12 protein-coding genes are annotated in these 12,763 nt (G+C 38.9%); 1 reads left to right on the forward strand and 11 read right to left on the reverse strand.

The window, feature by feature from the left end:
• Nucleotides 1–74 precede the first annotated feature (74 nt).
• From hflC to citZ, 8 genes are all read right to left on the reverse strand, one after another.
• Nucleotides 75–1,103: a protease modulator HflC gene (hflC, locus tag DV702_RS06605; RefSeq protein ID WP_114924045.1), complete on the reverse strand. Its 1,029-nt coding sequence runs from the start codon at nt 1,101–1,103 to the stop codon at nt 75–77.
• On the reverse strand, nt 1,100–2,077 hold the full coding sequence (gene hflK / locus DV702_RS06610) for an FtsH protease activity modulator HflK (RefSeq protein ID WP_114924046.1): 978 nt from the start codon (nt 2,075–2,077) through the stop codon (nt 1,100–1,102). Before hflK ends, hflC begins: the two co-directional genes overlap by 4 nt.
• Before the next feature lie 51 nt (nt 2,078–2,128).
• The gene (gene pnpS / locus DV702_RS06615; RefSeq protein ID WP_114924047.1) at nt 2,129–3,553 is read right to left on the reverse strand and encodes a two-component system histidine kinase PnpS; all 1,425 of its coding nucleotides are present in this window, start codon (nt 3,551–3,553) and stop codon (nt 2,129–2,131) included.
• On the reverse strand, nt 3,554–4,255 hold the full coding sequence (locus DV702_RS06620) for a response regulator transcription factor (RefSeq protein WP_114924048.1): 702 nt from the start codon (nt 4,253–4,255) through the stop codon (nt 3,554–3,556). It abuts the gene before it with no gap.
• On the reverse strand, nt 4,245–4,730 hold the full coding sequence (locus tag DV702_RS06625) for a MaoC/PaaZ C-terminal domain-containing protein (protein WP_114924049.1): 486 nt from the start codon (nt 4,728–4,730) through the stop codon (nt 4,245–4,247). The genes DV702_RS06620 and DV702_RS06625 overlap by 11 nt, the downstream gene beginning before the upstream one ends.
• Nucleotides 4,731–4,914: 184 nt before the next feature.
• On the reverse strand, nt 4,915–5,853 hold the full coding sequence (gene mdh, locus DV702_RS06630) for a malate dehydrogenase (RefSeq protein ID WP_114924050.1): 939 nt from the start codon (nt 5,851–5,853) through the stop codon (nt 4,915–4,917).
• A 67-nt stretch (nt 5,854–5,920) separates the two neighbouring features.
• Nucleotides 5,921–7,189 carry an NADP-dependent isocitrate dehydrogenase gene (icd, locus tag DV702_RS06635; protein ID WP_114924051.1) on the reverse strand — a complete coding sequence of 423 codons (1,269 nt, stop codon included), beginning with the start codon at nt 7,187–7,189 and terminating at the stop codon, nt 5,921–5,923.
• A 71-nt stretch (nt 7,190–7,260) separates the two neighbouring features.
• Complete coding sequence (gene citZ / locus DV702_RS06640; RefSeq protein ID WP_114924052.1) at nt 7,261–8,376, reverse strand: citrate synthase; 1,116 nt, start codon at nt 8,374–8,376, stop codon at nt 7,261–7,263.
• Between the two features lie 183 nt (nt 8,377–8,559).
• On the opposite strand from citZ, the gene DV702_RS06645 reads away from it, so the two are divergent.
• Nucleotides 8,560–9,525: an AI-2E family transporter gene (locus tag DV702_RS06645; protein ID WP_114924053.1), complete on the forward strand. Its 966-nt coding sequence runs from the start codon at nt 8,560–8,562 to the stop codon at nt 9,523–9,525.
• Here the strand turns inward: DV702_RS06645 and DV702_RS06650 are convergent.
• Genes DV702_RS06650 through pfkA form a run of 3 tightly spaced genes read right to left on the reverse strand, consistent with a single transcriptional unit; the run spans nt 9,518 to nt 12,716 of the window.
• Entirely contained in the window at nt 9,518–9,901 is a 384-nt protein-coding gene (locus tag DV702_RS06650; RefSeq protein ID WP_114924054.1) for an FxsA family protein, read from the reverse strand. The two genes, DV702_RS06645 and DV702_RS06650, sit on opposite strands and share 8 nt — an antisense overlap.
• Before the next feature lie 56 nt (nt 9,902–9,957).
• Nucleotides 9,958–11,718, reverse strand: coding sequence for a pyruvate kinase (pyk, locus tag DV702_RS06655; protein ID WP_114924055.1), 1,761 nt, complete (start codon nt 11,716–11,718; stop codon nt 9,958–9,960).
• 38 nt (nt 11,719–11,756) lie between these two features.
• Entirely contained in the window at nt 11,757–12,716 is a 960-nt protein-coding gene (gene pfkA / locus DV702_RS06660; RefSeq protein ID WP_114924056.1) for a 6-phosphofructokinase, read from the reverse strand.
• Nucleotides 12,717–12,763: the final 47 nt, after the last annotated feature.

A 12,763-nucleotide genomic window follows, 5' to 3' on the forward strand; every position in this document is an offset into this window, starting at 1 on the left:
ATATATAAATGCGCCATTTCATCTTAGTTTACCATGATGGCAACTAGAAATGATAATGGCGCACTTTTGTTTTGTTATTGTAACGAGCCTGTTAGTAATTTGGCGTATGGAGAGTCTGCTGGGAGGATGATCATTGTTTCATCGTTCACTACTTTCGTATATGACTGGAGGGTTCTGTATAATTTATAGAACTCTGGGTCTTTGGCGAATGTATTATTATAAATTTTAGCTGCTTCTGCTTCACCTTGTGCAGTGACGATAGCGGCTTCAGCTTTTGCTTTCGCCAGCATCTCTTGTACTTCACGATCGGTTTCTGCTTCAATTTTGCGTTTCTCTGCATCCCCTTCAGACAAATAGGACTGAGCTGTTGATTGTCGTTCAGAAATCATCCGTGTGTAAATAGATTGCTCGTTCTCTTCTGGCAGATCAATACGTTTCATACGAACATCGACTACTTCGATCCCATAATTTCCGTCCGCTAAAAACTTATTTACTTTCTCTGTGACACGGTCATTTAAACTGCCGCGGGATGAATCCTCGTCATTGACTACGTCTACATAGTTTAGTTTACCCATTTCATTTCGAACTACTGAATAGATAAACTCTTCTAAACGCGCTTCGGCATTTACAATATTACGAGCATTTGAAATCATTTTAGCCGGATCTACAATATTCCATACTGCGTAATTATCAATGATAATTCGCTTTTTATCTTTCGTCGTAATTTCCGCTTCCGATACGTTCGATGTCATTTGGTTTTTAGGAAGTGTAGAAATACTTTGTATGAAAGGAATTTTCATATTAATTCCTGGTTCTTTAACGATTCGTGTGATTTCACCAAATTGACGTACGACACGATACTCATTTTCTTTTACGATGAATAAGTTGGACAAAAGAATGACGATGACAGCAAATGCTACAGTTAATGAAATGATCAACTTTGTATATCGTTTTACATCAATCGTTTTCTTCGGTTTAATCGGATAGACTTTTGACTCGGGTTCTGAATCAGTAGGAACTTTCTTTTTCTTTTGTTGATCTGTTTCTCCCATTTTTTTCAATGCTTCTTCTATTTTTTTGAAAGGATTCTGTTCATTGCTCATGAAGCTTTCTCTCCTTTCTCAGAAGATTTTTCTGTCTCCGTTGTTTCTTCTACTTTTGTTTTCTGCAATTTTTCGATTGGTAAATACTTCATCGTCTCTCCGCTATCATTCATAATGTAAAGATTCGCTTTAGGTAATACTTGTTCGAGCGTTTCTATAATTAGACGCTCTCTAGTGATTTCTTTGTTTTTTGCATACTCTGTATACAAATCACTAAACAGAGCTACATCTCCACGAGCCTGTTCGATACGCGCTGTTTTTCTACCTTGCGCTTGTGATTTAATCGCATCACGTTCACCGATTGCTTCGTTCTTCTTTTGGTTTTCGTACTTTTTCGCTTCATTTATTTTCGTGTTCTTCGTTTCGCGTGCATCTGTAACCGCTGTAAAAGCTGCGCGAACTTCTGCATTAGGTAATTCTACGTCTTGTAATTTTACTCCTTGTACAGCAATCCCTATATTGTACTTCTCTACTAAACTCGTTAGTAGGTCACGTGTTTTTGCTTCTATTTCTGCTTTACCATCTGTTAAAGCAGCATCAATCGTTGAACTACCAATAACAGATCGAATAGAGGCGGAAGCAGCATCTCGTAAAATTTCAATAGGCTCTTCTGCATTGAATAAATATTTTTTCGGATCTACAATTCGCCACTGAACGGTTAAATCAGTGAGTACTATGTATTCATCTCCAGTAATCATTTTTGTTTCCTTATCGACAATTTCTCCCGATTTATCTTGTTTATAACCAAAATGAATACTGTATGTTTCCTTTGATAAAATCTCTGCCTTTTGGATTGGCCAAGGCAATTTAAAATGAAGTCCAGAATCTGTCACTGGCGCTCCGGCTTGTCCAAAAGAAATGACTACGGCCTGTTCGGACTCATCCACTGTATACCAAGTCGTAAAAACGATAAGTAACAGTAATAACCCGGTGAGCACTAAACCTAGCGACACCAAGATTCGTTTTGTTCCCATAGTTGTTCCTCCCTTTTCTTATGTATAGTTACTCTACGGAATGGGAGGCGATTAAGTTTCAAAAGTTTTTTCAACACACGGTAATTGCACGTGAAATTCCGTACCTACTCCTACTTCACTATCAACTGTGACCAGTCCGTGATGTGCTTCCACAATATGCTTAACAATAGCTAAACCAAGACCCGTGCCACCTGACTCTCTGCTTCTAGCACGATCAATTCGATAAAAACGTTCAAACAATCTAGGTAATTCATTTTGCATAATACCGATCCCTTGATCACTGACTGTAAGCTTCACATAATCTTTTATTTTCTCAACTGTCACAGTAATCACCGTTTCTTCTTGAGAGTAAGCAATTGCATTATGGAGTAAATTTACCATCACTTGCACTAAACGATCATGATCTGCGGAAATCGTTAAATGATCCGGCATGTGAAGCACGACTTCCATCCGTTTTTCTTGAAGTTTAGTTCTTACAATTTGCAGTGATTGGTTCACAATATCAACTACATCCACTTCAGTGCTAGTAATTTCAAAACTTCCTCTTTCCATATTGGACAGACGTAACAAATCTTCAATCAATAACTGCAGTCGATTACTTTCTTTATACATAATTTCGTAAAAGTTTTGCTGAACAGCTGGATCCTCCACTGCGCCATCTAACAACATTTCAGAAAAACCTTTAATAGATGTAATAGGCGTCTTGAGTTCGTGGGATACATTTGCCACAAAGTCTTTACGCACTTGTTCAAGTAGTACCAACTCTGTAATATCATGCATCACAATAACAATCCCTAACCACTTTCCATTTTCTCCGATGACAGGTGCCCCGTACACTTCAAGATGACAGATTTCATTTTCTAAAAAGACCATTGATTGAAATGTGCGTACTTCTTCCGTTAAGAAAATCTGTTCGATTTCAGTTTCAATATCTTCCGGTAGCCCAATATCTTTGTACGTTCTACCCATCAAGTCTTCACTTTTCCGATGAAAAGTTTCCTCGAATACTTTATTGACGAGATTCACTGCTCCTGAGCGACCGAACATGAGTAGACTGCTGCCGATACTACTGACCAATGTCTTCAGTCGTTCTGCTTCCATCTCACGTAAAATAGAGTTTTCTTGCAAATTTCTTGCAATTTGATTGATCGCCATTGTTAATTGATGATTTAAACGGCCATCTTCTATTTGCGCTCTTGCCGAGTAGTTGCCTTGAGCTAACTGATGTGTAACGTTTGTAAAGTGATCTATTGGACGCACATATTGCTGAAGTATTTTCGCCATTACAAACATCATCACTACGAAAACTAAAACTAAAGTGAATAAAAGATAGACCCAATACATCTGTTGAATCTTTGGATCAACACTTTCTGCAAACAAATGAAAAAATTGTCCTAAGATGATTCCTAGTACAATTAATAGGACCGAGAGAATGATTGCTGAAGCAGCTAGTAAACTTGAATAATAATTTTTCATTTATTTTTTCTCCTCAAACTTATAGCCGATTCCTCTTATAGTTTTAATATAGAGAGGTTTCCTCGTATTCTCCTCAATTTTATCTCGCAAATGACTAACGTGCACGTCTACTATTCTCGTATCTCCAGCAAAATCATAATTCCAGACGGCTAGCAATAATTGTTCGCGTGTGAGTACTCGATTCAGATTTTTCATAAAATACACGAGTAAATCAAATTCTTTACGTGTAAATTCCAACTGTTTATCGTTTAGGTACGCTTCGAATCTTTCTGGATATACGACAAGCTGACCAGTTTGTAATCGCTGCTCCTCTGTTTGAAAAGTTTTTTCACCCGATCGTCTCAGAACCGCTTTCACGCGTGCCGCAACTTCACGAGGGCTAAAAGGCTTCGTCATATAATCATCGGCCCCCATTTCCAAACCAATGATTTTATCCATTTCTTCTCCTCTGGCGGTTAACATAATAATCGGAGTTTCAATATTCTTCCTCCGTAATGTTTTACACACCTCAATGCCGTCGGTTTTTGGCAACATCAAATCTAAGATTATCAGATCAGGGGATTCATCCATAGTTTGTCGAATGGCTTCCTCTCCGTCAATTGCAAGAACCGTTTGATAGTTTGCTTGCTCCAAAGTATATTCCAACAGTTTTCGAATCGATTGTTCATCTTCTACAATTAACACTTTCTGCTTATTCGACATGTAAGTTTCCTTTTGAAACGACTTGTTCTATTACTACTTTTTCAGGAGCTTTCACAACTAACTCTCCACTCATCACACGTTCCGACTCTTCATCTACCGCATTGACTTGTATCGTGACTTGGTTTGTCGTAAAATCTAATTTTGTAATTTCCAATGTAAATTCGACAATTGCATAATGATAGACCGGCTTTGGGAAGTGGAGTTGCTGATTAATAACATGAGCCCCAGGTCCCGGCAAATGCTTAGATATGGCCGCCGTCACAATTCCAGTCAGCATAATAGGCGGCACAATTGGCTGTCCATAAATGGTCTCTGCCGCATAATCGTGTTGTAAATATAACGGATTCGCGTCATTCGTCAATCCTAGATAAAGCATCAAATCCTTATCCTCAATTTTCTCAGTAAGTGTAATCTTTTCCCCAACTTCTAATTGAGAAATATCTTTCCCCATCTTTTTTCTTTTACTCTTCAACAATAAAATCACTCCTCATATAGGTTCATTGTAACTGTGAAGATGCAGAAAATTTATTCAATATGTAAATTATAGCAATCAATCAAAGAAAAATCGAGAAATCGCGAAATGAATTATTTCCATAAGAAAAGGGCCATCACAGAAAATCAGATGTTACTGACTTTCTGGACAGCCCCGTTTTTATAACTTATGCAAGAACATTCATAACAGCACGGACAGAATCCGCAGATTTTTCTAAAGCTGTTTTTTCGTCATCAGTTAACTCAAGTTCTATAATCTTTTCGATACCTTCTGCCCCTAACACTGTAGGTACACCTAAATAAATACCATTCATGCCGTACTCACCTTCCAAGTATGCGATAGAAGGTAAGACACGTTTTTGATCTTTTAAGATCGCTTCCGTCATTTCCACTAACGCAGCAGCAGGCGCATAGTAAGCAGAACCATTTCCTAATAAGTTAACAATTTCTGCTCCACCTTTACGTGTACGATTAACAATTTCTTCTAAACGACCTGCAGAAATCAAGTTCTCTAGTGGAACTCCGCCTGCGGTTGAGTAGCGCACTAAAGGTACCATATCGTCGCCATGACCACCTAGAACAAAGCCTGTTACGTCTTTGACGGATAGATTCAGTTCTTGTGCGACAAACGTGCGGAAACGAGCGGTATCAAGCACTCCTGATTGACCAATGACGCGTTCTTTTGGAAATCCTGATTCTTTATACACTGTGTATGTCATCGCATCTACGGGATTTGTCAATACGATGATTTTTGTATTTGGAGAATACTTGACGATTTCAGCTGTTACCGATTTCATTACTTTTTGATTCGTTTGGACTAAGTCGTCACGACTCATTCCAGGCTTACGTGCAATACCAGCCGTAATAACGACTACATCCGAATCTTTCGTATCTTCATAATTAGAAGTACCTATAATGTTTGCGTCAAACCCTTGAACTGGTCCTGCTTCCAACATGTCTAAAGCCTTGCCCTTTGTTGGATTTTCCATTGATGGAATATCTACAATTACTACGTCGCAAAGTTCTTTTTGAGCTAGAAGAAATGCAGTGGTTGCTCCAGTGAAACCAGATCCGATAACCGATACTTTTTTTCGCTTCAATGACATGTAAAACTCTCCTTTTCCAAAACAGTATAATAGAAAGAGGGGGATCATATCCCCCTCTACTTACATCTTATAGATTTTCGATTAAAGCATCAGCGAATCCAGATGCTTTCACTTCTGTTGCATTGTCCATCAGACGTGCGAAATCGTATGTTACGACTTTAGAAGCAATTGTTTTTTCGATAGACTTAGTGATCAAGTCAGCTGCTTCTTTCCATCCTAGGTGTTCAAGCATCATGACGCCTGAAAGAAGAACAGATGAAGGGTTAACTTTATCTAAACCTGCGTATTTAGGTGCAGTACCATGAGTAGCTTCGAAAATAGCATGTCCAGTTTCATAGTTAATGTTTGCCCCTGGAGCGATTCCGATACCACCAACTTGTGCAGCAAGTGCATCAGAAATATAATCTCCATTCAAATTCATTGTAACTACTACATCAAACTCTTTTGGACGTGTCAAAATTTGCTGCAAGAAGATGTCTGCAATTGCATCTTTAACGATGATTTTGCCAGCTTCTTCAGCTTCAGTTTGTGCTTTGTTCGCAGCTTCTGTACCTTCTGCATCTTTAATACGATCGTATTGCTTCCAAGTGAACACTTTATCGCCGAACTCTTCTTCAGCCAGCTCATATGCCCAACTTGCAAATGCACCTTCTGTAAACTTCATAATATTACCTTTGTGTACGATTGTTAAGGATTTACGTCCTTCTTCAATTGTATACTTCAAAGCCGCACGTACAATGCGTTTTGTGCCTTCTTCTGAAATCGGTTTGATACCAAGACCTGAAGTTTCAGGGAAACGAATATTTTTAACTCCTAGCTCTGTTTGAAGGAAGTTAACTAATTTTTTAGCTTCGTCAGTACCTTGTTGATACTCGATACCAGCATAGATATCTTCTGTGTTCTCACGGAAAATAACCATGTCACAATCCTCAGGACGTTTCACGGGTGAAGGTACACCTTCGAAATAACGAACCGGACGCAAGCACGTGTAAAGATCAAGTTCTTGACGTAATGCAACGTTCAATGAACGGAATCCTCCACCAATTGGCGTTGTAAGTGGTCCTTTAATCGCAATTAGATATTCCTCAATTGTCTCAAGTGTTTCTTTTGGAAGCCAATCACCTGTTTCATTGAATGCCTTTTCTCCTGCAAGAACTTCAAGCCAATTAATTTTCTTTTCACCGTTATAAGCTTTTTCAACAGCTGCTTCAATTACGCGAGAAGCTGCGTTCCAAATATCTGGACCTGTGCCATCGCCTATAATGAAAGGAATCGTTGCGTGATCTGGAACGTTTAAAACACCGTTAGTTACTGTAATCTTTCCATCATTAGCCATTATTGATATCCTCCTGATTTCAAAATCAGTGGGCCGGTATACGAGATACCGCCCCACAAATTTACTAGTTTTTATCGTTCATTGATTGGTACATACTTCTGCATACCTGGTCCTACGTACTCAGCACGCGGGCGGATCAAGCGGTTGTTTTCGTATTGCTCTAGGATATGTGCAATCCATCCTGAAAAACGAGAAACTGCAAAAATAGGTGTGAAAATATCATGATCGATGTCTAATGAATGATATACCGAAGCGGAGTAGAAATCAACATTTGGCGGCAATTTCTTTTCGCCAGTTACAATTGCTTCGATTTGTTCAGACATATTATACCACTTTTCTTCACCGCGAAGAGCAGTCAATTTCTTAGACATTTCACGTAAATGCTTCGCACGTGGATCACCAGAACGGTATACACGGTGACCGAAGCCCATGATTTTTTCTTTGTTTGCTAGCTTTTCACGGATGTACGGCTCGACCTTATCTTCATCACCGATTTCCATCAACATGTTCATAACCGCTTCGTTTGCACCGCCGTGTAACGGGCCTTTTAAAGCGCCGATTGCAGCAGTTACGCCTGAATACATATCAGAAAGTGTCGCTACACAAACACGTGCAGTGAATGTGGAAGCGTTCAACTCATGGTCTGCATGTAAAACAAGTGCTTTATTGAATGCTTCTTCCGCGATATCAGCAGGCTCTTCCCCAGAAAGCATGTAAAGGAAGTTCGCTGCATAGCTAAGACCTTTTTTAGGCGCTACTGGCTCTTGTCCTTTTCGGATACGCGCGAAAGCAGTTACAACTGTTGAAACTTTTGCTTGAAGTTTAATAGCCTTATTGTAGTTTTCTTCTGGCGACATATCTTCAGCTTTATCATCATATAATCCTAGAAGCGAGATTGCTGTACGAAGTGCTGCCATTGGATGCACTTTGTCGATTGGATATGTTTTGAAGTGATCGATTACCCCTTGTGGAATTTCTGCATTATCTTCTAGTTGCTGTTTAATCTCAGCAAGCTCCTTTTCGTTCGGAAGACGCTTATGCCAAAGAAGATAAACAACCTCTTCAAAACTAGCATTATCCGCCAAGTCATCGATGCCATAACCTACGTATGTAAGAGTGTCATCGATAATTGAACTGATTTGAGTTTGTGCTGCAACGATACCTTCCAATCCTTTTGTTGCTGTCATGATATTCTCTCCTTCTCCCCAGTCTGACCATCCCCCAGAAGCGAGGTGCAGAATGACGGCCATCTGCTAATTATATTTTTATCTAAAACGCTTACAAAATCCATTATAAGCAACTTTTACGGTTTTGTGAATGGTAAAGACGTTTTTTATTTATATTTATTCGAAAGGAATGGACAAATATACATGTTATCCATAGACAAAAAAAGTTTACAAACCTTTTCACGTCAATGGTTACCTGCAATATCCATTGTACTTTTTATACTTATTATTCCGCCTATCGGTTTTGCAATAATTTTAGCGTTTTTTTCTGCTCCACTCGTAAATTCTTTAATTTCGTTAACAAAACTCCCTGCATTTTTAGCTACTCTTATCGTTATGAGTTTGCTAGCTTTTCTTTTATATTCATTTATTTTCTTACTAATTAACGGGCTTATTTCTGTAATTTGGGCAATAGAAGATCAACTGATTCTTATATTAGAAATGGTCGATGTAAAGGGCTGGAATATAAATGACATTGCTGAAAATCTCATTCAATCCAGTCATGAGGCAGTTGAGGGATTCATTAGCTTTTTCCAAAAGTTCTTCCAACAATTGTTTAGCACATTTATGTTTATTATTGCTTTTTTTTTCGCTTTACGAGAAAGTGCAACGAATCGATTTTGGTTTTTAGTATACTTTCCAAAGAATTTCAGAACAAATGCAACTCGTGTTTTTTCTAAGGCCAGCCGGCTGATGGGACATTTCTTCTCAGTTCAACTCAGACTTTTTTTCGTTACCTTTGTACTTATGAGTATCGGATTCCGACTTTTACAGTTCGAGTCTTATCTCACAAAAGCTTTTTTACTTTCATTAGTCGATAGTATCCCTTTTTTAGGAATCGGATTGGTGTTTTTACCGATGATCGCGTTTACATTTTATATTGAAAACTTGCAATTAGCTGTTGGATTGTTAATTTTATACATTATTTTATTAGTCACAAGACAGATGACAGAATCTTATTTATGGGCACATACTTTTAAATTACGCACTGTTCATTCATTTCTAATCACTGCTTGTGCTGTTTACTTATTTGGTATTTACGGAGTACTATTTCTACCATTTTTTCTTTTTTTAGCGTTAAAAATTAAGGAACATCCTACCTTTACATGACTCGAATTTGACCATTTTTCATTTTGTTATACAGCCACTTCACGATGAATGGATACAAAATTTTGCGGGGACCGCTAAATAACAGGAGCAATCCGATCAAGTCTGTCAAAAATCCTGGCATCAAAAGGAGCAAACCGCCAAATAATATGCATACACTATCGATCAAAGCCTTACCCGGAGTTTCTCTAGTTGTCATGCGGTGCTGTAGATCACGCCATGCTCTTAACCCTTGTTTTTTTGCTAGGTAAGCCCCACCAATTCCCGTTGCGATAATAATTAATATGGTTGGAACAATACCGAGTGTCTTACCTGAAACCGTCAATAATGCCAATTCTGCGGTTGGTACAATAATGAAAAAAGTCACTAACCATTTCATCTAAAAACCTCCAAAAAGACCGCCCTCTCTTTTATGAGAATAGCGGTCTGTATGTTTTACAATACTTTTGCATGACCGTTATAAATAACGCCACTTGCAGCATCCATTGTAATATCACTGCCGTTTTTAATAACAGAAGTAATATTTTCTACACCTACAATTACAGGAATTCCTAAACTAAGACCAACTACTGCTGCATGACTAGTGAGTCCGGCCGTTTCCGTAATAATGCCACCGCATTTTTCAAGTGCCGCGTACATATCACGATCCGTTGCGTGCGTTACAATAATATCGCCTTCGTTTACGAGTGATAATGCTTCTTTTGAAGAAGTAACAATTTTCGCTTTGCCAAATGCGATATTTTTACCGATACCTTGTCCACGACCGATCAAATCGCCAATGACATGAAGTTTCATTAAGTTTGTAGTTCCTGCTTTTCCAACAGGCACACCCGCAGTTATGATGACTACATCGCCATGTGTGACGTATTGATGTTTTACACTTTCTTCAACGGATTCTTGAAGAATACCGTCAATATCCAATGCTTTTTTCCCTACGATTGGATAAACACCCCAAATTAATGTCAGCTTATTACAAATCACTTCAGAACGAGTCACCGCAATAATCGGAACTCCTGGTCTATACTTTGCAATCATTCCGGCTGTCTGACCACTTTCTGTAGGAGCTAAAATTGCTTTTACATTCAAGTTAAGTGCTGTATAAGCAGCTGCTTGTCCTATCGCCTCTGTCAAATTACCTTCTTTTTCTCTTGTGCGAGTAGAGACTACAGACTTGAAATCCATTGACTCTTCTGTTGATAATGCGATTTTACACATAACTTTTACTGATTCTACTGGATATAATCCCGCTGCCGTTTCACCAGATAACATAATAGCATCTGAACCATCCAAAATCGCATTCGCCACATCACTTGCTTCTGCACGAGTAGGTCTTGGGTTTCGTTGCATCGAATCCAGCATTTGTGTAGCTGTAATAACCGGTTTACCGAATTGGTTACATTTCTTGATCATGGTCTTTTGTACTAGAGGCACTTCTTCAGCAGGTATTTCAACACCTAGATCTCCACGCGCAACCATCAATCCATCAGATAACTGGAGAATTTCGTCTAAGTTGTCCACACCTTCTTGGTTTTCAATCTTCGGTACAATATGGATTTTTTCACCATCATTATTATCAAGTAATTCACGAATTTCCATCACATCAGATGCACGACGAACGAATGAAGCCGCAATAAAATCGACACCTTGTGTAATTCCGAATAGAATATCTTCTTTGTCTTTATCTGTGATACCCGGCAGTTGAACCGAAACATTCGGTACATTTACACCTTTATTGTCTTTTAATGGTCCCGCATTAATTACTTTTGTATGAATCAGACCATTTTCTTCATCTTTTCCTGTCACTTCAAGTTCAATTAATCCATCATCTAACAAGACAAATGATCCGCGATCCACATCTTTAATCAATTCTTCATATGTGACTGAAAAGACTTTATCTGTCCCTAGTACTTCTTCCATTGAAATATCGACGGATTGACCACGTACCAATTCAATTTGGCCGTCAGTCATTTTATGCGTACGGATTTCAGGACCTTTTGTATCGAGTAAAATACCGATTACTTTGCCTTTTTCTGCTGCTGCTTTACGAATTCTTTCAATTCGTGTTTTATGTTCTTCTTGGGTGCCATGGGAGAAGTTTAGTCGAGCTACGTTCATCCCTGCGTCAATCAATTTCCCAAGCGTTTCATATGATTCGCTTGCTGGGCCGATTGTACACACTATTTTCGTCTTTCTCACTACATATCGCTCCTCTGTGTCTTGTAGACATTGACAAATTAAATGGATAAGGTTTGAGCTAAATCCAGTAATGACAAGTCCAACTTTTCTCGTTTCGTAAAGACTTCTTCTAAATTATAGTCTACCACTTTATGATTTCTCATACCAATAGCAACACTTTGTTTTCCTTCAATTAATGATTCAACAGCACGCGAACCATATTGGCTTGCTATAACACGGTCACGAGCGGAAGGTGATCCTCCTCTTTGCATATGCCCTAAAATAGAGACCCGCGTTTCAACACCCGCTTCTTTTTTCAGGATTTCCGCAAGATTATGGGCTGGCATCATTCCTTCTGCCAACACAATAATACTATGTTTTTTGCCGCGGCCGGTACTTTGCTTTATGCGCTGAACAATTTCATTCACATCAAACGCTTTTTCTGGTAACAGAATGGATTCTGCACCACCGCCTAAACCTGCCCATAATGCCAGATCCCCAGCATCACGACCCATAACCTCAATTATAAATGAACGTTCGTGGGAAGTAGCCGTATCACGTATCTTATCTATTGCCTCTACTACTGTATTCAGTGCCGTATCGAAACCGATAGTAAATTGCGTGCCATTAATATCATTATCAATTGTGGCTGGTACACACGCACAAGGTATACCCAACTTTACCAGCTCATAAGCACCGCGGAAGGAACCATCGCCCCCTATAATGACTACACCATCTATTCCATGCAGTTTCAGTTGGTTATATGCTTTTTCCCGACCTGCTTCAGTCATAAATTCAGGACATCTAGCAGAACGTAAAATGGTTCCGCCACGTTGAATAATATCGCCTACTGATCCTAATTGAAATTGTTCAATTTTCCCATCAATTAACCCTTGATATCCGTGAAACACACCTGATACTTCTAATCCTTCGTAAATTGCCTTTCTAACAACTGAACGGATTGCTGCATTCATTCCCGGGGCATCGCCGCCACTAGTAAGCACTGCAATTCTATTCATTCTCCCCACTCCTTTCAGTTATAAAACCTATGTAATATTGAAAAGAT

The organism is Sporosarcina sp. PTS2304 (assembly GCF_003351785.1).
GTDB lineage: Bacteria > Bacillota > Bacilli > Bacillales_A > Planococcaceae > Sporosarcina.

Bases quoted from the DNA above. Each gene is read 5' to 3' on its own strand.
- hflC (WP_114924045.1), bottom strand. From the start codon at position 1,103: ATGAGCAATGAACAGAATCCTTTCAAAAAAATAGAAGAAGCATTGAAA.
- hflK (WP_114924046.1), bottom strand. From the start codon at position 2,077: ATGGGAACAAAACGAATCTTGGTGTCGCTAGGTTTAGTGCTCACCGGG.
- pnpS (WP_114924047.1), bottom strand. From the start codon at position 3,553: ATGAAAAATTATTATTCAAGTTTACTAGCTGCTTCAGCAATCATTCTC.
- DV702_RS06620 (WP_114924048.1), bottom strand. From the start codon at position 4,255: ATGTCGAATAAGCAGAAAGTGTTAATTGTAGAAGATGAACAATCGATT.
- mdh (WP_114924050.1), bottom strand. From the start codon at position 5,853: ATGTCATTGAAGCGAAAAAAAGTATCGGTTATCGGATCTGGTTTCACT.
- icd (WP_114924051.1), bottom strand. From the start codon at position 7,189: ATGGCTAATGATGGAAAGATTACAGTAACTAACGGTGTTTTAAACGTT.
- citZ (WP_114924052.1), bottom strand. From the start codon at position 8,376: ATGACAGCAACAAAAGGATTGGAAGGTATCGTTGCAGCACAAACTCAA.
- DV702_RS06645 (WP_114924053.1), top strand. From the start codon at position 8,560: ATGTTATCCATAGACAAAAAAAGTTTACAAACCTTTTCACGTCAATGG.
- DV702_RS06650 (WP_114924054.1), bottom strand. From the start codon at position 9,901: ATGAAATGGTTAGTGACTTTTTTCATTATTGTACCAACCGCAGAATTG.
- pfkA (WP_114924056.1), bottom strand. From the start codon at position 12,716: ATGAATAGAATTGCAGTGCTTACTAGTGGCGGCGATGCCCCGGGAATG.